Genomic DNA, 21,477 nt, shown 5'->3' with positions numbered 1-21,477 from the left:
ATGAATCGGGTTCTGGAAAACGAGTTTTATTACCTGGATAATTTCCAGAGTGTCCTCGATTGGATCGGCGGGCGTTACGGCGACCTGTTGACCGATGACGAACATGCCTTCATCGCCGCCTTCCCCGGGCTGCCGCAGCCGGCGCGCGCCTTGTTTGTACGCATGGTCATGCGCAAGGGGAATTTGTTCCGGGCCAGCAAAATGCGGTATGCGGAGATCGGCTGTCCGGTCGCCGCTGCCGAACACTTGCTGCCGACCGGCTGGATCGAACGCGATCCCGTGCTCTCGCTCGACGAGCTGTTCGACGTGCTGGCCAAGCCCGAAATCGCCACGGTCTTCCATCCTCATCTGCACCAGAAGAGTGCACGCAAGGCTGAGCAGCTCGACAGCTTGCGCGCGCAGTTTGCCGACAGCCGCGCCTTCTCGGGCTGGTATGCCGGCTGCACCGATGTCGCCCTGCGCATCCTAGTCAAACCGATGTGCGACCGCTTGCGCCTGATTTTCTTCGGCAACCTGCGCCAGGACTGGACCGAATTCGTGCTGGCCGACCTGGGCGTGTTCCGCTACGAGCAGGTTGAATTTTCGCCGGCCTCGCGCGCCTTTCGCAGTGGGCGCGACATCGAGCATTACCTGCGGCTGCACGCCTGCAAGGAGCGCTTCTATGCCGGCGAGGAGGCCATCGAGGACGTGGTGAACGAGCTGCCGATGCAGGCCTTCGACAACGACTGGCTGGAGGGCCGGCGCGAGAAATTCCTGTTCCAGGTCGGCCAGCATTTTGAAAAGCGGCAGGATTGGGAACGGGCGATCGCCGTCTACACGCGCTGCGGCTATCCGGGTGCGCGCGGGCGTGCGATCCGCGTGCTGGAAAAGGCCGAGCGCACCCTCGAAGCCTGGCAGCTGCTGCAGCAAGCCGAACGCGCGCCCGAGAACGACGCCGAGTCCCAGCATTTGCTGCGCATCGGACCGCGCCTGGCGCGCAAGCTTGGCCACCCGAAATCGATCGCGCGCCGGCCTGCCGTCCCTGTCCGACTCGACCTGTGCCTGCCGGTGCCGGGCGAGGCTCCCTGGGTCGAAGGGGCAGTGCGCGACCACCTCGCCTGCGAGGACGCGCCCGTGTTCTACGTCGAGAACATGCTGGCCAACGCCCTGTTCGGCTTGCTGTGCTGGCGCGCGATCTTCGCCGCCATTCCCGGCGCCTTCTTTCACCCCTTCCACCGCGCCCCGGCCGACCTGTACAGCCTCGACTTCCACCGTCGCCGTGCGCAGGAATTCGCCGACTGCCTGGCCCAGTGCGACGACGGCCGCTACCGCGCCACGATCCTCGCCCACTTTGAAGAGAAGGCCGGCATCTCGGCCCCCTTCGTGTCCTGGGAATCGCTCGACCGCACGCTGCTGGAGCTGGCTCTGGACTGCATCCCCGCCGCCCACCTCAAGCGCTGGTGCGAACGCATCCTGGCCGACGTGAAGGTCAACCGTACCGGCTTTCCCGACCTGATCCAGTTCTGGCCGGCCGAGCGCCGCTACCGGATGATCGAGGTGAAGGGACCGGGCGACCGCCTGCAGGACAACCAGCTGCGCTGGATCGACTACTGCGCGGCGCACGACATGCCGGTGGCCGTCTGCTACCTGCAATGGAGCCAGGCCGCGTGAGCGGGCCGACGTATGGCGTCGCCGTGCGCGCGCTGTGCGAATTCACGGCCAAGCGCGGTGACCTCGACCTGCGTTTCACGCCCTCGCCCACCGCCCAGGAAGGCATCGCCGGCCACGCGGTCGTGGCCGCGCGCCGCGGCGAAGGCTACCAGGCCGAGGTCACGCTGTCCGGCGACTTCGGCCCGCTGCACGTGCGCGGCCGCGCCGACGGCTACGACCCTGCCCGCAACCTGCTCGAGGAAGTCAAGACCTATCGCGGCCAGCTCTCCACGATGCCGGACAACCATCGCCACCTGCACTGGGCCCAGCTGCGCGTCTACGGCCACCTGTTGTGCGCCGCGCGCGGACTCGACAGCGTCAACCTCGCGCTGGTCTACTACGAAATCGGCAGCGGCCTCGAAACCTCGCTGGACGAAACGCGCAGCGCCGTGGAGCTGAAGACCATCTTCGAGGAAGCGTGCGGACGCTTCACCGCCTGGGCCGAACAGGAACTGCGCCACCGCGAGGCGCGCGACGCCGCCCTCGGCGGCCTGCGCTTTCCGCATGCGCACTTCCGGCCGGGCCAGCGCCAGCTTGCCGAAACCGTCTTCAAGGCCAACGCCACCGGGCGCTGCCTGCTGGCCCAGGCGCCCACGGGCATCGGCAAGACCATCGGCAGCCTGTTCCCGGTGCTGAAAGCCGCGCCCGGCCAGGGCATCGACAAGATCTTCTTCCTGGCGGCCAAGACGCCCGGCCGCCAGCTCGCGCTCGACGCCGTCCGGGCGATCCGCCGCGACGCGCCTGCGCTGCCGCTGCGCGTGCTGGAACTGGCCGCGCGCGACAAGGCATGCGAGCATCCCGACAAGGCTTGCCATGGCGATTCCTGCCCGCTGGCCAAGGGCTTCTACGACCGCCTGCCGGGCGCGCGCCAGGCGGCCCTGACGGTGCCGGTGCTGGACCGCGCCGCGCTGCGCGAGGTCGGCCTGACGCACGACGTCTGCCCTTATTACCTGGGCAGCGAGATGGCGCGCTGGACCGATGTCGCGATCGGCGACTACAACTATTATTTCGACGGCAGCGCGATGCTGTACGCGCTGGCCCAGTCCAATGGCTGGCGCGCCAGCGTACTGGTCGACGAGGCGCACAACATGGTCGCCCGCGCGCGCTCGATGTATTCCTGCGAACTCGATCGGGCCGCCCTGCGCGCCGCGCGGGCCGGCGCGCCGCCGCCGGTGAAAAAAGCGTTGAGCAAGATCGCGCGCGTCTGGGGCGGGATCGACGCAGCCGCGCCGGCGTCCTACCAGGTGCTCGCGGCGCCGGGCGAGAAGCTGCTCGACGCGCTGGCGCACGCGACTGGCACCATCAACGACTTCATCGCGGAACAACCGGGCCCGCTCGATCCCGCCTTGCAGCGCTTTTACTTCGACGCCCTGCACTTCACGCGCCTGGCCGAATCCTTCGGCCCGCATTCGCTGTGCGACCTGGCGCGCCAGGGTCAGGGCAAAGACAGTGACAGCACCATTTGCATCCGCAACGTGGTGCCGGCGCCCTTCCTCGCACCGCGTTTCGAAGGCGCGCATTCGGTGACCCTGTTTTCGGCCACGCTCAGTCCCTGGCATTATTTCGCCGACCTGCTCGGCCTGCCCGGAAATACCGGCTGGATCGATGTCGAGTCGCCCTTCAGCGCCGCGCAGTTGACGGTGCACGTCGCCGGGCGCATCTCGACACGCTACCAGCACCGCGCTGCCTCGCTGGCCCCGATCGCCCGGCTGATGGCTGCGCAGTACGCCCGAAAGCCCGGCAACTACCTCGCTTTCTTCAGCAGCTTCGATTACCTGGAACAGGCCGCGAACCTGTTCGCCGGGGAGCATCCCGAGGTGCCGATCTGGCGCCAGGAGCGGCGCATGAGCGAGGCCGAACGCGCCGGCTTCCTGGCGCGCTTCCATCCCGAGGGAAGCGGCATCGGCTTTGCGGTGCTGGGCGGATCGTTTGGCGAAGGCATCGACCTGCCCGGCGCGCGCCTGATCGGCGCGTTCGTCGCCACCCTCGGCCTACCCCAGCTCAATCCCGTCAACGAGCAGCTGCGCACGCGCATGCAGGCGATGTTCGGCGCCGGCTACGACTACACCTATTTGTATCCGGGCTTGCAGAAGGTGGTGCAGGCGGCGGGACGGGTGATCCGCACCGAGCTTGACCAGGGCGTGGTCTACCTGATCGACGACCGTTTCGACCAGGGCGCCGTGCGCGAACTGTTGCCGCGCTGGTGGCGGGTCGAGGCACTGACCGCGTAGCCAAGGGCTGCCGGACGCGGCGCATTGCTGCGGCGGCGCGTGCTCGCACCGCCTCCGGTTCCGTTGGCCGGGATCGCGTTCCTTTCCGGTCAAGTACTCAGCGCATGACCTGCATTACCCGCTGGTAGCCGCTGCGGCTGACCGGCACCCGCTTGCCGTCCTCGAGCACCGCGCACCAGCTGTCCCTGGTCGGTGCCTCGATGCGTCCGATCGCGCCCACCCGCACGATGTAGGAGCGGTGCACGCGCACGAACAGCGCGGGGTCGAGACCCTGCTCCAGCTCGGCCATGCGGCCGTTCTTCAGGTGCGTGCGCCCGCCCGCGCTGATCTGCACATAGTCGTCCTGGGCTTCGATCCAGTCGATGTCCGCGACGGGCACCACGTGCACGCACGCGCCGTCGCGCACGAGGATCCGTTCGAGGGGGCCGTGGCGGCGCGCGGCTTCGAGCGCCACCGCTTCCACCTGCTCCGGCGGCGTCGTGCGCGCCCTGGCGCTGTCGAGCGCCTGCGCCAGGCGCTCGCGGCTGAACGGTTTCAGCAGGTAATCGATCGCGCGCACCTCGAAGGCCTTCAGCGCGAACTGGTCGTAAGCCGTCACGAACACATACCGCGTGCGCGTGCCGGCCAGCTCCACCACCTCGAAGCCGTCGAGTTTCGGCATCTGGATGTCGAGGAAGACGAGGTCCGGCTGCAGTTCGCCGATAGCCTTGACCGCCTCGAAGCCGTTCGCGCATTCGGCCACGATCTCGATGTCCGCACGTGCGGCCAGGTACTCGCGCAAGAGTGCGCGCGCCAGGAATTCATCGTCGACGATGATGACACGCATGGTCTCACTTCTCCTTTTCGGGTTCGCTTTCGGCGGGCAGTGCAATGTCGACCCGGAAGCGCGCGTCATGCCGCGTCCAATGCACGCTGGCCGCGTGGGCGTAGGTCGCCAGCAGGCGCTGGCGCACGTTGGCGAGGCCGATGCCGCAGCCGGCGGCCGGCTGGCTGGCGTCGTCCCAGTCTGCGTCGTTCTCGACGCGGATGCGCAACAAGGCGCCGGCACGTTCGGCGGCGATGCTCACCGTGCCGCCGTCGAGCCGGTTGCCGATGCCATGCTTGACGGCGTTCTCCACCAGGGGCTGGAGCAGCATCGGCGGCAGCAGGCATTGTCCGGCTCCTTCGCCGATCAGGTGCTCGAAACGCAGGCGCGCGCCGAAGCGCACCTGTTCGATCGCGAGGAATGCCCGCACCAGGACGATCTCCTCGTCGAGCGCCACCTTGCGCTGGGCATCCATGCCGAGGCTGCGACGCAGGAAGTTCGACAGCTGCAAGGTCATGCCGCGCGCGGCGGCCGGATCGATCGAGGTCAGCGCGCTGATGGAATTGAGACTGTTGAACAGGAAGTGCGGATCGATCTGGGTGCGCAGCATGCGCAGCTCCGCTTCCTGGGCCGCGATCTTCATCTCGAGCTCGCGCCGCTCCAGACTGCGCGCCCGCTCGAATTCGAGTGCCAGGTAATGCGCGACCGCGGTCAAGCCGTACAGGATCACGCCCAGGCCGAACATCAGCGCCACGAAAGGACGCGTCATCGGCGGCAGGCCGGGCACCAGGGGCCGCAGGCTTTCGGCGAAACCGTTGCCGGCCGCGGCCCAGAGCGCGCCGGCGCATACCGCGCTGCAGGTGAACACGCCGAGCACGGTGCCCAGGGAGCGCGTCGCCAGCGGATAGGCGCGGCACAGGTAATACGCCGAGAAGCCGCTGGCGCAGCCATAGGCCAGCGCCAGCGGGACGGCGAACGGCAGGCTCGCGCTCCAGGGAGCGCCGCCGGCCGCCACCATCAGGCCGGCGAGCAGCACCCCGAGCAGCGCCCAGGCGGCCAGATAGAGCGCGGTGCTGCGCCGTGTGCCGAAGGCCCCCAGCATCAGTTGCGCACCTCGACGCCGCCCATGATCGCGTAGCCGCGCACGACCAGGCGCTTGCTGCCGTCCGGCGGCGCCACGGTCTTTTCCTCGAACCCGCCCATGATCGGCGTACCCTGCAGGATCACCGTCCAGTCGGGCGGCACCTTGAGCGTCACGCCGCCCCAGAAGGCGAATACGTGGATCACCGCTTCACCGCAGATGGAGGCGTCGCGCAGGTCGAGCGTACAGCCGCCCATCACCGCGGTCACTTCGCCGCCGCGAAAGTCCTTGGTGTGCACGCGCCGCTCGAAGCCGCCCAGCACGGCCGTCGCGTCCACCGTCTGCGCCTCGGATCCGGCGCCCTCCCGCAGCTGCTCCTTGCCGCCGGGGACGGCGACGCCGAAACGTGCCGCGCGCTGCCCGGTCGTGGCGCGGTATACGACCATGCCCCCGGCCGCGATCAGGATCAGGGGCCAGGCCGCGCGCCAGGAAAAGTCGATGATCCCGAGGCGATCCAGGATCATCGCCACGCCGATGCCGATGCCGGCCAGGCCGACCAGGTAGCCGTCCGGGGTCGAGGTATCGAGCAGCTTGGCCACGCCGGCGAAGATGAAGATCAGCGGCCAGAAGGCCAGCGCGGCGCGAACCTCGATGATATCGAGGTTATCCAGCAAGAACAGCAGGCCGAGGGCGATGACCAGCACGCCCATCAGCACCTGGCTGGTCGCGCCGCGGCGCGCCTGGCGGTCGGCTGTGTCCTTATGCACGGTCCTTCTCCTTCGCTTGCGGGAAGCGGCGCTCGATCGCGGGCGACAGCACCAGCTGTGCGCCCGCCATCAGCAGGAACAGCGGCCAGCTGTTGCGGAAAGTCAGGCCAAACAAGCCTTCGAACACCGCGAACAGCCACAGGCCGACGAAGATCGTCCACAGGCCGCTCCTGAACTCGCGCGCGCTCGGGTAGCCGATGGTCTGGTTGATGCCGACCACGACCAGCAGCAGCGGCCAATAGTGCCATACCGTCGACACATCGACGATATCCAGTCGGTCGAGCAGGAAGGCCAGGCCAATGGCGATCAGGACCAGCCCCCACAGCATCTGCTTGCGCGCGGTATAGCCGTTTTCGGTACTCATGTGCGTCCTCCGTGTTGTGATACTTATACGATAGCGGGGAGTGCAGCGCGAGCAAAGCCCCTTTCGGCGAACGACGGCGCGGGATCGGCGAATGGCGGAGGAATCGGCGAACGACGCGCCGGCGGGAGGTGGGAGGTGGGAGGTCGACAATGGGACGTGGGAGATCACAAGCGCGCAATGGCGCCGCAGCGCAAACTTGAGCTCAATGTAGCGCTGGAAACACCGGCACGGGACGACAAAAAGCCCGCCGCGTTGCCGGGGCGGGCTGTGCGCTACCTGGAGATCAGGCGGCCGATGCGGACATCGACGGCTGGTTCTTGACCTGGTTGCGGTATTTGGCGCGCGCCGTGGCTTGCTTGACAGCCTCGCGTGCGATATTGGTACGGCGGATGTCGAGACGTTCCTCGATGCCGCGGTGCTGGGCTTCGTGCTTGTTACCGATACGCTTGGTCATGTATTTCTCCTCTGTTAAAACGAATTAGCCGAAAGCGGCGGCAGCGGCCGGGTGGTGAGCGGTTTCACACACTTCCGCGTCGACGATCCCCCACCCCAGCTGGCGCCGGATTTCCTCGGGCGTCGGCGGCGGCTGCGGATCGCGCGAGCGGCGCGCGAGATATTCGCGCACCAGGTGCTTGGGTGGATGCATGGTCGTGGCAGACATGGGGCCTCCGCTTCCTGTTTTCATGGCGCCGTCGCGCTTGGCAGCGGCCGGAATATGGTGCCGATCCTCGAGGCGACCGGCTAACCTGTTGAGATATTTGGCAGGCCCGCTGAACGAATTCGCTGGCGCCTCACTCACACGGCTTCATCTTAGCGAGACCACTGCTGACGCACCGTTAAATGACGCACACTGCGAGCAAGGATGAGTCGGTGGCCGCCCGCGCGCATGGAAAAAGGGAAGCCGCAGCTTCCCCTTGCGTCTCACGCTTCGAACGCCGCGCTTCAGAACTTGTATTTCAGGTTCAGGTAGAACTGGCGGCCGCTGCCGTCGAGTTTCTGCTGTTCTTCTTCGCCGAACGAAACGATCAGGTTCGGCGCAATGTTGTGGCTGGCGTCGAAGCACCCATCCATAACTTGAAGGTAGCTTCAACGCGCGCCACAGCGGCATCGCTGGGCTGATGGGGGGCGACAAATTTTTCCGCAATTGGACTGTGCACACCGGCCTTGTGATACACGGGTCCCAAGCGCGAGCGCCGCTTCCCGCACTTAGCACCTTAAAGGAACCGAAGGTGCGCCCCTCTCATCGCGCGCGGCCTCCAGCCTGGGACGTGCAGTGCGGGTAAGGGCGAGAAAGGCCAGTGCCTGGCCGGCTTCGCGTTCCTGCGTCCGAGCGAGAACGTGGTGCCCCCGCCGATGGCACTGCAGCCGCGCCCCCGGGCGACCGACGCGGCCGCCCCGAGGGCGCGCCTCCCCTTTCTATATAGAGAGGGATAGCCCATCCGCTCCACCGGGCTGGACATCCGCCGCCGTCGGCTGTGGCCCGGCGGCCCGCTTGTCCGTTAGGCGCATGCACGTCCACCCATCCGCTTGTCGGCTACGGTGAGGTTTGCTCTATTCTCCACATTCCACAGTTTTTATTTCCAACGGAAATCAATTAATTTCCTGCACCTGATTTATTTCCCAAACACATTTCTTAAACTAAATAAAAAGCATATTTCGTTTTAATTCGGAATTACCGGTTGAGCGGGGTCAAACTCAGCATTTCGACTGAGGCAGATAATAAACTTACTCAGCAACACTCAGTCTAAATGTCGCTCTCATTCTGTTTAGCGGCTTATTGTTTCCTAAGGCATTTTTCTTAATACTCAAATCAGGGAAGCCGCGCTCTGTTTTGACCGCTCACATTGCAACCCATCGGATTGATCACGCGTACCATGCCAACTTCATCCACTCGAGTATTAAGCCAGTTTTGCGCCGGAATGGTATCGCTGCATCGGAATGCCAAAATAGCGCTGATGGTCTGCATCGATCTGGTTGCGTTACCGATTTGTTTCCTGATCGCGATGTTATTACGTGGAGGCGATCTTAAACTGGCATCCAATTACGGACCCTTGTCGTATTTAATCGTCGCCCTTGTCACGATTGCCGCATTTTCGATGTCCGACCTGTATCGGGCGGTCATTCGTTTTATCGACGGGCGTTTATTGAGCGCCACCGGTTTCGCACTCGGCATCGCCGTATTGTGCGCATCGGTCGTGCTGTTTGCCATCAATGACGCCATGTTTCCCCGCAGTGCATTGGCGATTTACTGGTTCATCGTCTTTTCCTATGTCGTCACTTCACGTATCGGCATGCGTAATTTCCTGCGCACGCACAGTACCCGCCGCCCAGCCTCGGATGCGGTAGCCATTTACGGTGCCGGCGAGGCCGGCGCGCGCCTGGCCCAGACCATGCGCAACAGCGACGAATACCGTCCCGTATGCTTCTTCGACGACAAGCGCGCCCTGAACGACCGTACCATCGCCGGACTGCGCGTGTTCCATACCGATCGTCTGGCCGACCTGGTCACCGCCCATGGCATCCGCACCGTCGTCATCGCCGTTCCCGGCATGCCGTCGGAACGCCTGCGCGACATCATGCAGCGCCTGGCCGGGGCCGGCGTCACGACCAAGATCCTCAGCCGCCTGGTCGACCTGGCCGACGACCGGGTCCGCCCGCGCGATTCGATTCGCGAAGTCAAGTTCGAAGACCTGCTCGGCCGTCCGCCGGTGCCGCCACGGCTCGACCTGTTCGCCCGCTGCGTACGCGGCAAGACCGTGCTCGTCACCGGGGCCGGCGGCTCCATCGGCAGCGAACTGTGCCGCCAGATCGTCACGCTCGCTCCCAGCAGGCTGCACCTGCTCGACCATTCCGAATTCGCCCTCTACACCATCCGCCAGGAGCTGAGCACGCGCTTTCCCGACCTGCGCATCGACGCCCATCTGGGCTCGGTCTGCAATGCCGACCTCGTCGAGCGCATCCTGGCCGACAGCCATATCGACACGGTCTACCATGCAGCTGCATACAAGCATGTGCCGCTGGTCGAGTCGAACATTGTCGAGGGCTTGCGCAACAACGTGCTCGGCGCCCAGGTACTGGCGGCGTCATGCGCCGCGCACCACGTCGAGACCTGCGTGCTGATCTCGAGCGACAAGGCGGTACGCCCGACCAACATCATGGGCGCCAGCAAGCGCATCGCCGAATTGATCTTCCAGGCCGCGGCCGCCAAGCATGGGGGGCAGACCACCTTCTGCATGGTTCGCTTCGGCAACGTGCTCGGCTCGTCCGGCTCGGTCATCCCGCTGTTCCAGCGCCAGATCGCGCGCGGCGGGCCGATGACCATTACCCACCCGGAAGTGTCGCGCTACTTCATGCTCATCCCGGAAGCGGCGCAGCTCGTGATCCAGGCCGGCGCCATGGCCAAGGGCGGCGACGTGTTCGTCCTCGACATGGGCGAGCCGGTACGCATCGTCGAACTGGCGCGCACCCTGCTCGCCATGTCGGGCCTGACCGAAAAAACGCCGCAGAACCCCGAGGGCGACATCGAAGTCAAGTTCGTCGGCCTGTTCGCTGGCGAGAAGCTGCACGAGGAGCTGCTGACCGACGGCGCAGTCTTCCCGAGCGAGCATCCACGCATCATGCGCATGAAGGAAAACGCGCTGCGGCCGAGCGTGCTGGAGACCTGCATCACCTGCCTGATGATGGCTTGCGAAACCCACGAGCGCGGCATGATCGAATCGATGGTCAAGGCCATCGTCAGCGAATACACACCCCAGCTGCCCGTCCCTGCGCCGGCGCAAGCGCCCGAACCCGAGCTCGAAGCGGGCAAGGCGCGGCTTAGCCTCATCCATAAATTCGTGCCGTTTCGCATCTAGCGGCGGCCGCCCGGCTTTACCCACCCACCTAATGTTGGCGAGGAACACATGCGCGACGAACAACAATCGGCCCACCTGCAGCAACTCACAGCCAAACTGCGCGATCGCACGGCGGTCATCGGCATCATCGGACTCGGCTACGTCGGTCTGCCTCTGACCTTGCGCTATGCGGCATGCGGCTTTCGGGTGCTGGGAATCGACATCGACAGGACCAAGGTCGATAAACTCAATCGCAGCGAAAGCTATATCGAACATATTCCATCGGCCGCGATCGAGGCGGCCCGCGCCGGCGGCTTCGAGGCAACCAGCGATTTCACCCGCGCCGGCGAGCCGGACGCCCTGATCATCTGCGTGCCGACGCCGCTCAATGCCTACCGCGAGCCCGACCTGTCCTTCGTGCTCGACACCACCGATGCGCTGTTGCCTTTCGTGCGTCACGGCCAGCTGATCTCGCTCGAGAGCACCACCTATCCCGGCACCACCGAGGAAGAGCTGCGTCCGCGGCTGGAATCGCGCGGCCTGGTCGTGGGGCGCGACATCTTCCTGGTCTTCTCCCCCGAGCGCGAAGACCCGGGCAATCCGCATTTCGAAACGCATACCATTCCCAAGGTCTGCGGCGGTAGCACCACCGCCTGCCTGGAAGCGGGCGTGACCCTGTACGGCGCCGCGATCGACCGCGTGGTGCCGGTGAGCTCGACCCGGACCGCCGAATTGACCAAGCTGCTCGAGAACATCCACCGCGCGGTCAACATCGGCCTGGTCAACGAAATGAAGATCATCGCCGACAAGATGGAAATCGACATCCACGAGGTGATCCGCGCGGCCGCCACCAAGCCCTTCGGCTTTACCGCCTATTACCCCGGTCCCGGCCTGGGCGGACACTGCATCCCGATCGATCCGTTCTATCTCACCTGGAAAGCGCGCCAGTACGGCTTGCACACCCGCTTCATCGAGCTGGCCGGCGAAATCAACAGCGACATGCCGCACTGGGTCATCGGCAAGGTGACCGATGCGCTGAACCAGCGTGGACGCTCGGTGCGGGGCAGCCGCGTGCTGGTGCTCGGCATCGCCTACAAGAAGGATGTCGAGGACATGCGCGAATCGCCCTCGGTCGAACTGATGGAGATCCTGCGCGACAAAGGCGCCCACGTCGCTTACTCGGACCCGCACGTGCCGCTCTTCCCGCGCATGCGCGAGCACCGTTTCGAACTCTCGAGCGTCACGCTCACGCCCGAAACGCTCGCGTCCTACGACCTGGTACTGCTGGCCACCAGCCACAGCGCATTCGATTACGACATGATCCGCCGCTACGCCAACCTGATCGTCGATACCCGCGGCGTTTACCTCGAACGCCTCCCGAACGTCGTCAAGGCCTGATCCGTCCACCGGAAAATAACATGCGCAACTACCCCGCTGCCATTACGAACCGCAAGATCCGTTTCGCCCTCGTGGGCTGCGGCCGCATCGCCAACAACCATTTTGGCGCCATCCGCCAGCACCGCGACCGTTGCGAGCTGGCCGGCGTCTGCGACATCGATCCAGGCGCCCTGGCCGAAGCGGCCGACAAGACCGGCGCGGAGGCTTACGCCACGCTCGACGCGATGCTGGCCCGCTGCGACGCTGACGCCTTCATCGTCACGACGCCCTCCGGCCTGCACCCGGAGCAGACGGTCCAGATCGCCCGCGCAGGCCGCCACATCATCACCGAAAAACCGATGGCCACGCGCTGGGAAGACGGCAAGCGCATGGTCGCGGCCGCCGACACCGCGGGCGTGCGCCTGTTCGTGGTCAAGCAGAACCGCCGCAATGCGACCTTGCAGCTGCTCAAGAGTGCGGTCGAGAAAAAGCGCTTCGGACGCATCTACATGGTCAACCTGAACGTCTTCTGGACCCGCCCCGACGAGTACTACAACAGCGCCAAGTGGCGCGGCACCTGGGAATACGACGGCGGCGCCTTCATGAACCAGGCCAGCCATTACGTCGACCTGATCGACTGGATCGTCGGCCCGGTTGAAAGCCTGCAAGCCTATACGGCCACGCTGGCACGCAACATCGAGGTCGAGGATACCGGCGTCATCAGCCTGCGCTGGAGGAGTGGCGCCCTCGGCTCGATGAACGTGACGATGCTGACCTACCCGCGCAACATGGAGGGCTCGATCACCATCCTCGGCGAGCACGGGACCGTCCGCATCGGCGGCGTCGCCGTCAACGAAGTGCAGCAATGGGAGTTCGCCCAGCCCGACGCCGATGACGACAAGGTGCGCGACGCCAGCTACCAGACGACTTCCGTCTACGGATTCGGCCACCCGCTCTACTACGACAACGTCATCAAGGTATTGCGCGGCGAGGCTGAACCCGAAACCGACGGGCGTGAGGGACTCAAGTCGCTCGAGGTGCTGGTGGCGGCCTACATGTCGGCGCGCGACGGCAAGCGCGTCGCCCTGCCGCTGGAGTATTGACATGGACCGGCCAGCCATCGAATCGCCGGTGCATCCGAGCGCTGTCGTCGATGCCGGTGCCAGGCTCGGGCCGGGTACGCGGGTCTGGCATTTCGCCCACGTGTGTGCCGGAGCGCGTATCGGCGCCGGCTGCTCGCTCGGTCAGAACGTGTTTGTCGGCAATGACGTGCGCATGGGCGACCGCGTCAAGATCCAGAACAACGTGTCCGTCTACGATGCTGTCACGCTTGAAGACGACGTCTTCTGCGGACCCAGCATGGTGTTTACCAATGTCCATAACCCACGCGCCGCGGTCGAGCGCAAGAGCGAATACCGGCGCACGCTGGTGCGGCGCGGCGCCACCATCGGTGCCAATGCCACCATCGTCTGCGGCGTCACCATCGGCGAGTACGCCTTCATCGGCGCCGGGGCCGTGGTCACGCGCGACGTGCCGGCCTTCGCCCTGGTGGCCGGCGTGCCGGCGCGCCGGATCGGCTGGATGAGCCGCTTCGGCGAGCGCCTCGCGCTGCACCTCGACGGCAATGGTGAAGCCCTCTGCCCCCACACGGGCGACCTTTACCTGTTGCAGGACAGCGTCTGCACGCTCGTCCCCGCAGCGCAACCTTGATAGCGGATACCATGGAATTCATCGACCTGAAATCCCAGTACCAGGCCTCGCGCGAACTGATCAACGCACGCATCGCGGCGGTGCTCGACCACGGCCAATACATTCTCGGGCCCGAAGTGGCCGAACTCGAAGCGCGCCTGGCTGCCTACACCGGCGCGCGCCACTGCGTCACCGTCGCTTCCGGCACCGAAGCCCTGCTGATCTCGCTGATGGCGCTTGGGATACGTCCCGGCGACGAAGTGATCACGACGCCGTTTTCCTTCATCGCAACCGCCGAAGTCATCGTGCTGCTCGGCGCCCTTCCGGTGTTCGTCGACATCGATCCAGCCACCTGCAACATTGCTCCCGGCCTGATCGAGGAAGCCATTACCCCGCGCACACGCGCGATCATGCCGGTGTCGCTCTACGGCCAGCCGGCAGACATGACAGAAATCAATGCGATCGCCACGCGCCACGGCCTGGCCGTGATCGAAGATGGCGCCCAGAGTTTCGGCGCCACCTACCGGGGTCGCAAGAGCTGCAACCTGTCCACGGTCGGCTGCACCAGCTTCTTCCCGAGCAAGCCGCTCGGCTGCTATGGCGATGGCGGCGCCCTGTTCACCAGTGACGACGCGCTCGCCGCGGCAGCGCGCGAGATCCGTGTGCATGGCCAGTCGCGCCGCTACGTGCACACGCGGGTCGGCGTCGGCGGCCGCATGGATACGCTGCAGTGCGCGATCGTGCTGGCCAAGCTCGAACGCTTCGATTGGGAGCTGGCCCAGCGCCAGCGCGTCGCCGACGGCTACGAAGCCCTGCTTTCGGGGCGCGTACAGCTCGTCGGCCAGGCGCGCGACCGCACCAGTGCTTTCGGCCAATACACGGTCGTGGTCGAGGAGCGCGAGCGCGTCCAGGCCGAGCTGCATGCGGCAGGCATCCCCACTGCCGTCCATTATCCGGTACCAATGCACCTGCAACCGGCCTACGCCCACCTGAGCCGCGCCGATGCCTGCCCGATCGCGAGCATCATGGCCGCCCGTGTGCTGAGCCTGCCGATGAGCCCCTTCCTGGAAGACGGCGAGGCACGCCAGGTTGCCCAGTCGCTCCTGCGAGCAGTGCGCGTTCCCATCCCGGCGGCCGAACTCGCATCCGAACCGGTATGAAGCTGCAATTGCCGATTTTCTGGAAGCACGTGATCACCGTGCTGGGCGGCGCTCTCGGCGCCCAGGCGCTGCCGCTGCTGGCGGCGCCGTTGATCACGCGCATGTGCACGCCCGCCGAGATGGGCGCGTTCAGCCTCTGGCTGGGCCTGGTTGCGATGGCGGCCATCGGCGCCACCCTGCGCATGGAAACGGCAATGATTCTCGACCACGAAACAAAACAGCAGCGCGTCTGCTTCGGCCTCGTGCTGTACACCGCCACCATCACCGCTCTGATCGTCACGGCACTGACCACGCTGGCTCACCTGGTCGGCGTGCCCGCCATCAGGCAACTGTCCTGGCCGGCGCTCCTGACCGTGGGCCTGGGCACCTGGCTGACGGCCAACATGCAGACGACGCTCGCCTATGCCACTTCGCATAATGCCTTCGGCAAGGCCGCGCGCGCCAAGGTATGGGGTGCCGGCACCATCGCGGTCGCGCAGTTGCTGTTGCTCGCGAGCGGCATCGGCGGCTTGGGCTTGCTGGCAGGTCAGTTGATCGGCTTGAGCATCGGCTTGCTGGCGGCACGCCAGCTGCTGCGTCCGCCCTCGGCGCGCTTCGAACCGATCCTCGGTGCCCAGGCACGCGCCTATCTGGTCCGCCACCGCAAATTCTGGCGCTACGCTCTGCCTTCGAACCTCCTGAACAACGTGGTGGGCCAGTTGCCGCTGTTTCTGATCGGGATGCGCCACGGCGCCCTCGCCGCCGGACTGTATGCCCTGACCCAGCGCGTGCTGGCCGCGCCGATCTCGCTGCTGGCAGCCTCGGTGCTCGAAGTGTTCAAGCGCCAATCGGTGCACGAATTCGAAACGCTCGGCCACTGCAAGCAGGCTTACCGCTATACCTTCAAGGTATTGATTCTGCTGGGCCTGGCGCCTTCGCTGCTACTCCTGTTCCTTTCGCCCCAGCTGTTTGCCTGGGTATTCGGTCCAGCCTGGCGCGAGGCGGGCGAGATGGCGCAGATCCTGGCGCCGCTGTATTTCCTTAATTTCGTCGCCAGCCCGCTCAGCTATGTGTTCTTCGTCACAGGCAAGCAAAACGTCGACCTGTGGTGGCAATTGACCTTGTGCGCCGTGACGATCGCCGCCTTCCTGTGGCCGGGTTCGCTGCACGACAACTTGCGCTGGTTCGCGATCGGCTATTCGAGCCTCTACCTGGTGTACCTGCGCATGTCGTGGCAGTGCTCCCAGAACCGCCTGGCGGCCGCATGACGTCCGCCCGCTCGCTCAAGGCCGCCCGGCGCGATCAGCGCATCCTGCTTGCCGCATTCTTCATGCTGTTCCCAGGATTTTTCTTCTATCACACGCTGCTCGGCACAGGCCTGACCGGTGCCTTTCTCGGCGGTTACTTCGCTCCAGTGTCCCTGATGTTCGCCTTGCCGCTGGGGCTGATCTACCTCAAGCGCATGCAACGCGATCCGCGCCGCTTCCATGCCGTCGACCTGCACTTGTGCCTGTTCCTGATTTATTTCGTCGCGGTCATCCTGGTCAATGCCGCGGCCGGCGCCAACCGAACGATCGTCAGTAATCACATGCTCGGCATCCTGTTCATCTTCAACATGTTCGTGATCGCAAGCTTCCTCGATTTCGACAGCGTGCCCTTTCGCGTCGTCGGCGTGCTCAGCCTGGCCGGAATGGGGGCGATCGCCCTGTCGTACTCGGTCGACGGCGTGTTCTACCTTGGAGCGATGGGCATTGCCAAGGATACCGACGCCCTGGCGACCTACCAGGGGTTTGCCCGCTCCTACCTGATTACCTTCCTGGCCGTGATCGCATTCACCCGCTGGCTGCCGTTACGCCTGCTGCTGCACGCGATGGGTGCGACGACCCTGTTCCTGAACACGGCCCGCAGTGAATTCGCCGCTCTGATGTTCGCCATTCCCATCATCGAGTTCTATTACTCCCGTCACAAGCTGCATTTCCTGCTGTGCGGAATCATCCTGTTCTTCGTCATCCACCTGTACTTCGACCGCATCCTGGCCGCGTTGCCGGCCAACCGCATCCTCGAACTGCTCGACCTGTCGCAATCGACCTCGGCCAGCAAGCGGCATCACCTGACTGTGCATGCGGTCCAGACCATCCTGGCCCACCCCTTGCTGGGCGACTACGCCAGCTACAAGCCCGGCTATTATTCGCACAACGTGCTCTCGGCCTGGGTCGATCTCGGCTTTTTCGGAATCGCTTACCTGATCCTGATCACCGTCGTGCCGATCGTCCCGATGTTCATCCGCGAATATTTTGCGCCGCGTCACTGCGGGATTTTCCTGCTGGGCTTTTCAATGGCCTGCGTCACCGTCTTACTCCTGCTGACCTCGCATTACTTCACCGACATGCTCATCGGCGCCACGCTCGGCGCCAGCTCCCGCTACTTCTATGAGAGGAAATATGCGAAAAATCGCACACCTGACCTCCGCCCACCCGCGTCACGACACCCGGATCTTCGTCAAGCAATGCCGTAGCCTGGCGGCGCACGACTTCGATGTGACCTTGGTGGTCGCGGACGGCGAGGGGCCTGCGCAGCGCGACGGCGTGCGGATCGTCGACGTCGGCCGCCTCGCGGGCCGGGTGAACCGTATGCTGCGCACCACGCGCCGGGTGTTCGAGGCCGCGCTCGCGGCCGATGCCGAGGTCTACCAGTTGCATGACCCGGAACTGATTCCGGTCGGGCTCAGGCTCAAGCGCATGGGACGCAAGGTCATCTTCGATTCGCACGAAGACGTGCCGACGCAACTGCTGTCCAAGCCTTACCTGGGCAAGGGGTCCGCGCGTCTGTTGTCGAATTCGTTCGGCGCCTACGAACGTTTCGCCTGCCGCCGCTTCGACGGCGTCATCGCGGCAACGCCAACCATCCGCAACAAGTTCGCGCACATCAATACCCGTTCGATCGACATCAACAACTACCCCCTCGTCAGCGAATTCGATGGCGATGCGGGTTGGGGCGACAAGGCCGACGAAGTCTGCTACGTCGGCGGCATCTCGGCGATCCGCGGAATACGCGAACTGGTCCACGCCTGTGCATTGCTGCGCTCACAGGCCAAACTGTCGCTGGCCGGCCAGTTCGCCGAACCGGCACTCGAATCGGAAGTGCGCGGCTACCCAGGATGGGAGCGGATCCTGCGCCACGGCTACCTCGACCGCGCCGGCGTCAGCGGCGTCATGCGGCGCGCCGTCGCCGGTCTGGTGACGCTGCATCCCGTCGCCAATTATCTCGACGCCCTGCCGGTCAAGATGTTCGAGTACATGGCGGCCGGCATTCCCGTGATCGCTTCGCGCTTTCCCCTGTGGCGCAACATCGTCGAGCGCCATGGCTGCGGCGTCTGTGTCGATCCGGGCGACCCGGCTGCCATTGCCGCCGCCATCGATCACCTGGTTTTGCACCCGGCACTGGCGGCACGCATGGGCGAAAACGGCCGCCGTGCGGTCGAGCAGCAATACAACTGGCTGCGCGAATCGAGAAAGTTGATCGCCTTTTACGAAAGCGTATAGCCGTTTCAACGACCCCCGTGCTTGGCGCCCGGGCGTCCCTGGATCGCGGTACAGCGCCATACCGGACCAGACAGCGCAAAGGGATATCGAAGCGAGATTAATTCAGATAAGAAAATTTCTGTAGGAATCGAATAAACGAGGTATCAATCGCAATAAAAATATTGTTCCAGGGTTCCGCCTCATTTAATCCTTTTCAATAAGTGCAATGGTATTCGGTCTTATCGTGTATTCATTTCGTCGAGCCTACAAAACATGAAACCCATTTCACACCATTACAGGCTACTTACTGAAATACTGCGCCTTCCCGTGGCCGAGCTGCATTTTCATGAAGCGCTCGGCCCCGCCGACATTCGCGCCGCCTACCGGTATTACACCAAGCCTCATCCACGCTACAAGCTCATCCGGCATAAAACGATCGGTGCGGCATTGCTCGACCTGGGCAGCCTGCGCAGCGAAGATCAATATCTGGAACTAATCAAGGGCAAGAACGCAGGCGCTTACCACGCCAAACGCGCGCGCGGGCGCGGTTATCAATTGCGCCGGATCGACCGCAATGCCCATATCGACGATATCTACGCCATCAATACCTCGCTGGAAGAACGCCAGGGCCGGCCAATGGATGCGAACTACCGCGAAAAGCCCGCGCGTTTCGATACACTCAGCCATTTCCGTTATTACGGCGTATTCAGTGCCGAGGGCCGATTGGTCGCTTATGCCAATCTCGGCCACTACGGAAATTTTGCTTCCTTTTCCCAGCTGATCGGCATCCGTAACAATGACGGCATCATGCATATGATGGTGGTCGGCATCGTTTCCGAGTTGATCGGCGAGCAGCGCGTGCGCTACCTGATGTACGACACCTTCTTCGGTGCCCAGCCCGGCATGCAGACTTTCAAGAAGATCCTCGGCTTCCGTCCCTACCGCGCGAAATACGCCCTCCAATGACCAGCTTCCTGAACCGGATCTACGCCGATTACCTGATGCCGTCGCGCCTGGGCATCTACGAGGCCCTGCTCAAGCGGGCGGGCGATGCGGGCTATGTCCAGACCTCCGTCCGCAATTTTCACCGCGAGCTCGCATCGCCACACGGTGCGCCGCGCAGGGTCCTGGTGCACCGCCACGATATCGACAGCGACCTGCGCACGGCAAAGAAGATGTTCGCGCTCGAAGCAAAATACGGCGTCCACGCCAGCTACTACTTCCGCCTGACGACCCTCGACTTCGGCTTCATGCGCGAGATCGAGGCTGCTGGCAGCGAAGCCAGTTACCACTACGAGGAAGTGGCCGATTACGCCAAGCGTCATCGAATCCGCTGTCCCCACGAGATCCGGCGCCGTTTCCCGGAAATTCGCGAGCAATTCCTCCGCAATTTCACCAGCATCACCGAACGCCTCGGGCTGCGAATGGTCACAGTGGCCAGCCACGGCGATTTCGCCAATCGCCGCCTGAAAGTCATCAACCACGAATTGCTGCGCGACGCGCAATTGCGCGGTCGCTGCGGCATCGAGTGTGAATCCTACGACAGCGAATTGCTGCGTCACTTCGACATGTACATCAGCGACCGCGAGCATCCACTGTATTACACGCCGCTTTCGCCGTTCGACGCGCTTGGCCGCCACGAACGCATCTGCTTCCTGACCCATCCGCTCCAATGGGAAACCAACTGGGCGGAAACGACGCGCTGCAACCTGCGGCGCCTGGCCGAGGAGGTCGCATGGCGCGCCTGAATATCCTGCTGATCAACCATTACGCGGGTTCGGTGCGCCACGGGATGGAATTTCGGCCGTATTACCTGGCGCGCGAATGGGTGCGGCTGGGACACCGGGTACGCATCGTCGCCGCTTCGCACTCGCACATCCGCGCGCAGGCGCCCGACATGGAAGGGCGCACACGGTTCGACCAGAACATCGACGGGGTCGACTACAGCTGGTTCGCCACGCCCGCCTATCGCGGCAACGGCGCCGGGCGCATCGTCAACATGCTCGGCTTCCTGTGGCGACTGGCGCGCGCGGGACGCACGCTGGCGCGCGAAACACGACCCGATGTCGTGATTGCGTCCAGCACGTATCCGCTCGACATCTGGCCTGCGCGCCGGATCGCGCGCCTGGCCGGCGCCCGCCTGCTGTTCGAAGTGCACGACCTGTGGCCGCTCTCGCCGATGGAGCTGGGCGGCTATTCGCGCTGGCATCCCTTCATCATGCTGCTGCAGGCGGCCGAAAACCATGCCTGCCGCCATGCCGACCCCGTCGTCTCGATCCTGCCGAAGGTGCGCGAGCACCTGGAGGCGCATGGCATGGCGCCACACAAACTGCACATCGTCCCGAACGGCGCCGATCCGGCCGAGTGGACCGGCGCCGAGCCGGCCCTCGCGCCGCAGCTCGAGCGCGACCTCGCGAAAGCCCGGGCGGCGGCCGACTGCGTGGTCGGCTACGCCGGCACCCATGGCCTGGCGAACGCGCTCGACACCCTGCTGGATGCGGCTGCGCTGCTGCGCGGGCGGCGCATCGCGTTCGTCCTGGCGGGCAGCGGGCCGGAAAAACAGCGGCTGCAGCGGCGGGTCCAGGCGATGGGACTGCATCACGTGTACTTCCTCGATCCGGTTCCGAAACACGCAGTGCCGGCGCTGCTGCGCCGCTTCGACCTCGCGTACATCGGCTGGCAGCGCCAGCCGCTGTACCGCTTCGGCATCGCGCCGAACAAGCTGATCGACTACATGATGGCGGCGCGTCCGGTCGTGCACGCCGTCGAAGCGGGCAACGACCCGGTTGCCGACGCCGGTTGCGGCATCACGCTCGCACCCGAAGACCCGCATGCGCTGGCCGCCGCCTTCGTACGGCTGGCCGGCAGCAGCGCGGCCGAGCGCGAAGCCATGGGCTTGCGCGGCCAGCGCTACGCACTCGATCACCTCACCTACCCGGTCCTCGGGCAACGATTCTTGACCGCATGCGCAGGAGACTGAA

20 protein-coding genes are annotated in these 21,477 nt (G+C 64.8%); 13 read left to right on the top strand and 7 right to left on the bottom strand.

From position 1 onward, the window contains the following. Positions 1-1,650 (top strand): VRR-NUC domain-containing protein, encoded by a 1,650-nt coding sequence (locus ACFPOU_RS16515; RefSeq protein WP_379723505.1) that lies wholly within the window; start codon positions 1-3, stop codon positions 1,648-1,650. Next, complete coding sequence (locus ACFPOU_RS16510; RefSeq protein ID WP_379723502.1) at positions 1,632-3,920, top strand: ATP-dependent DNA helicase; 2,289 nt, start codon at positions 1,632-1,634, stop codon at positions 3,918-3,920. Before ACFPOU_RS16515 ends, ACFPOU_RS16510 begins: the two co-directional genes overlap by 19 nt. Positions 3,921-4,017: 97 nt before the next feature. Here the strand turns inward: ACFPOU_RS16510 and ACFPOU_RS16505 are convergent, their stop codons facing one another. From ACFPOU_RS16505 to ACFPOU_RS16475, 7 genes are all read right to left on the bottom strand, one after another. After that, a complete protein-coding gene (locus ACFPOU_RS16505) occupies positions 4,018-4,746 on the bottom strand; it encodes a LytR/AlgR family response regulator transcription factor (RefSeq protein WP_379723500.1) in 729 nt (242 codons plus the stop codon). 4 nt (positions 4,747-4,750) lie between these two features. Beyond that, a complete protein-coding gene (locus ACFPOU_RS16500) occupies positions 4,751-5,827 on the bottom strand; it encodes a sensor histidine kinase (RefSeq protein ID WP_379723497.1) in 1,077 nt (358 codons plus the stop codon). Then, positions 5,827-6,573, bottom strand: a complete 747-nt coding sequence (locus tag ACFPOU_RS16495) for a LiaI-LiaF-like domain-containing protein (protein ID WP_379723494.1) — start codon at positions 6,571-6,573, stop codon at positions 5,827-5,829. Before ACFPOU_RS16495 ends, ACFPOU_RS16500 begins: the two co-directional genes overlap by 1 nt. Continuing rightward, positions 6,566-6,937, bottom strand: coding sequence for a LiaI-LiaF-like domain-containing protein (locus ACFPOU_RS16490; protein WP_379723491.1), 372 nt, complete (start codon positions 6,935-6,937; stop codon positions 6,566-6,568). Before ACFPOU_RS16490 ends, ACFPOU_RS16495 begins: the two co-directional genes overlap by 8 nt. Before the next feature lie 283 nt (positions 6,938-7,220). Then, positions 7,221-7,391: a hypothetical protein gene (locus ACFPOU_RS16485; protein ID WP_379723488.1), complete on the bottom strand. Its 171-nt coding sequence runs from the start codon at positions 7,389-7,391 to the stop codon at positions 7,221-7,223. A 24-nt stretch (positions 7,392-7,415) separates the two neighbouring features. Beyond that, on the bottom strand, positions 7,416-7,598 hold the full coding sequence (locus ACFPOU_RS16480; RefSeq protein ID WP_379723485.1) for a hypothetical protein: 183 nt from the start codon (positions 7,596-7,598) through the stop codon (positions 7,416-7,418). 281 nt (positions 7,599-7,879) lie between these two features. Next, positions 7,880-8,008 (bottom strand): hypothetical protein, encoded by a 129-nt coding sequence (locus tag ACFPOU_RS16475; protein ID WP_379723482.1) that lies wholly within the window; start codon positions 8,006-8,008, stop codon positions 7,880-7,882. An 848-nt stretch (positions 8,009-8,856) separates the two neighbouring features. Here ACFPOU_RS16475 and ACFPOU_RS16470 point away from each other — a divergent pair. From ACFPOU_RS16470 to ACFPOU_RS16420, 11 genes are all read left to right on the top strand, one after another. After that, a complete protein-coding gene (locus tag ACFPOU_RS16470; RefSeq protein ID WP_465263290.1) occupies positions 8,857-10,791 on the top strand; it encodes a polysaccharide biosynthesis protein in 1,935 nt (644 codons plus the stop codon). Positions 10,792-10,839: 48 nt separating this feature from the next. Next, the gene (locus ACFPOU_RS16465; protein ID WP_379723476.1) at positions 10,840-12,168 is read left to right on the top strand and encodes a nucleotide sugar dehydrogenase; all 1,329 of its coding nucleotides are present in this window, start codon (positions 10,840-10,842) and stop codon (positions 12,166-12,168) included. A gap of 20 nt (positions 12,169-12,188) precedes the next feature. Next, positions 12,189-13,250, top strand: a complete 1,062-nt coding sequence (locus ACFPOU_RS16460; RefSeq protein WP_379723473.1) for a Gfo/Idh/MocA family protein — start codon at positions 12,189-12,191, stop codon at positions 13,248-13,250. A 1-nt stretch (position 13,251) separates the two neighbouring features. Further along, positions 13,252-13,857 (top strand): acyltransferase, encoded by a 606-nt coding sequence (locus ACFPOU_RS16455; protein WP_379723470.1) that lies wholly within the window; start codon positions 13,252-13,254, stop codon positions 13,855-13,857. Between the two features lie 11 nt (positions 13,858-13,868). Further along, positions 13,869-14,996: a DegT/DnrJ/EryC1/StrS family aminotransferase gene (locus tag ACFPOU_RS16450; RefSeq protein WP_379723467.1), complete on the top strand. Its 1,128-nt coding sequence runs from the start codon at positions 13,869-13,871 to the stop codon at positions 14,994-14,996. Continuing rightward, positions 14,993-16,243, top strand: coding sequence for a lipopolysaccharide biosynthesis protein (locus tag ACFPOU_RS16445; protein WP_379723464.1), 1,251 nt, complete (start codon positions 14,993-14,995; stop codon positions 16,241-16,243). The genes ACFPOU_RS16450 and ACFPOU_RS16445 overlap by 4 nt, the downstream gene beginning before the upstream one ends. Next, positions 16,240-17,490 carry a hypothetical protein gene (locus tag ACFPOU_RS16440; protein ID WP_379723461.1) on the top strand — a complete coding sequence of 417 codons (1,251 nt, stop codon included), beginning with the start codon at positions 16,240-16,242 and terminating at the stop codon, positions 17,488-17,490. The genes ACFPOU_RS16445 and ACFPOU_RS16440 overlap by 4 nt, the downstream gene beginning before the upstream one ends. Then, the gene (locus ACFPOU_RS16435; RefSeq protein WP_379723458.1) at positions 17,417-18,517 is read left to right on the top strand and encodes a glycosyltransferase family 4 protein; all 1,101 of its coding nucleotides are present in this window, start codon (positions 17,417-17,419) and stop codon (positions 18,515-18,517) included. The genes ACFPOU_RS16440 and ACFPOU_RS16435 overlap by 74 nt, the downstream gene beginning before the upstream one ends. 252 nt (positions 18,518-18,769) lie before the next feature. Further along, on the top strand, positions 18,770-19,462 hold the full coding sequence (locus ACFPOU_RS16430) for a hypothetical protein (RefSeq protein WP_379723455.1): 693 nt from the start codon (positions 18,770-18,772) through the stop codon (positions 19,460-19,462). Continuing rightward, the gene (locus ACFPOU_RS16425) at positions 19,459-20,244 is read left to right on the top strand and encodes a hypothetical protein (RefSeq protein WP_379723452.1); all 786 of its coding nucleotides are present in this window, start codon (positions 19,459-19,461) and stop codon (positions 20,242-20,244) included. Before ACFPOU_RS16430 ends, ACFPOU_RS16425 begins: the two co-directional genes overlap by 4 nt. Then, positions 20,241-21,476: a glycosyltransferase family 4 protein gene (locus ACFPOU_RS16420; RefSeq protein WP_379723665.1), complete on the top strand. Its 1,236-nt coding sequence runs from the start codon at positions 20,241-20,243 to the stop codon at positions 21,474-21,476. Before ACFPOU_RS16425 ends, ACFPOU_RS16420 begins: the two co-directional genes overlap by 4 nt. Position 21,477 lies beyond the last annotated feature (1 nt).

Origin of the sequence: Massilia jejuensis (assembly GCF_042656795.1) — a bacterium.
GTDB lineage: Bacteria > Pseudomonadota > Gammaproteobacteria > Burkholderiales > Burkholderiaceae_D > Telluria > Telluria jejuensis.
Note: the sequence above shows the minus strand (reverse complement) of the source record. Positions and strands in the feature narration are given on the sequence as shown.

Bases quoted from the DNA above. Each gene is read 5' to 3' on its own strand.
- ACFPOU_RS16515 (WP_379723505.1), top strand. From the start codon at position 1: ATGAATCGGGTTCTGGAAAACGAGTTTTATTACCTGGATAATTTCCAG.
- ACFPOU_RS16510 (WP_379723502.1), top strand. From the start codon at position 1,632: ATGGAGCCAGGCCGCGTGAGCGGGCCGACGTATGGCGTCGCCGTGCGC.
- ACFPOU_RS16505 (WP_379723500.1), bottom strand. From the start codon at position 4,746: ATGCGTGTCATCATCGTCGACGATGAATTCCTGGCGCGCGCACTCTTG.
- ACFPOU_RS16500 (WP_379723497.1), bottom strand. From the start codon at position 5,827: ATGCTGGGGGCCTTCGGCACACGGCGCAGCACCGCGCTCTATCTGGCC.
- ACFPOU_RS16490 (WP_379723491.1), bottom strand. From the start codon at position 6,937: ATGAGTACCGAAAACGGCTATACCGCGCGCAAGCAGATGCTGTGGGGG.
- ACFPOU_RS16485 (WP_379723488.1), bottom strand. From the start codon at position 7,391: ATGACCAAGCGTATCGGTAACAAGCACGAAGCCCAGCACCGCGGCATC.
- ACFPOU_RS16480 (WP_379723485.1), bottom strand. From the start codon at position 7,598: ATGTCTGCCACGACCATGCATCCACCCAAGCACCTGGTGCGCGAATAT.
- ACFPOU_RS16475 (WP_379723482.1), bottom strand. From the start codon at position 8,008: ATGGATGGGTGCTTCGACGCCAGCCACAACATTGCGCCGAACCTGATC.
- ACFPOU_RS16470 (WP_465263290.1), top strand. From the start codon at position 8,857: ATGGTATCGCTGCATCGGAATGCCAAAATAGCGCTGATGGTCTGCATC.
- ACFPOU_RS16465 (WP_379723476.1), top strand. From the start codon at position 10,840: ATGCGCGACGAACAACAATCGGCCCACCTGCAGCAACTCACAGCCAAA.
- ACFPOU_RS16460 (WP_379723473.1), top strand. From the start codon at position 12,189: ATGCGCAACTACCCCGCTGCCATTACGAACCGCAAGATCCGTTTCGCC.
- ACFPOU_RS16455 (WP_379723470.1), top strand. From the start codon at position 13,252: ATGGACCGGCCAGCCATCGAATCGCCGGTGCATCCGAGCGCTGTCGTC.
- ACFPOU_RS16450 (WP_379723467.1), top strand. From the start codon at position 13,869: ATGGAATTCATCGACCTGAAATCCCAGTACCAGGCCTCGCGCGAACTG.
- ACFPOU_RS16445 (WP_379723464.1), top strand. From the start codon at position 14,993: ATGAAGCTGCAATTGCCGATTTTCTGGAAGCACGTGATCACCGTGCTG.
- ACFPOU_RS16440 (WP_379723461.1), top strand. From the start codon at position 16,240: ATGACGTCCGCCCGCTCGCTCAAGGCCGCCCGGCGCGATCAGCGCATC.
- ACFPOU_RS16435 (WP_379723458.1), top strand. From the start codon at position 17,417: ATGCGAAAAATCGCACACCTGACCTCCGCCCACCCGCGTCACGACACC.
- ACFPOU_RS16430 (WP_379723455.1), top strand. From the start codon at position 18,770: ATGAAACCCATTTCACACCATTACAGGCTACTTACTGAAATACTGCGC.
- ACFPOU_RS16425 (WP_379723452.1), top strand. From the start codon at position 19,459: ATGACCAGCTTCCTGAACCGGATCTACGCCGATTACCTGATGCCGTCG.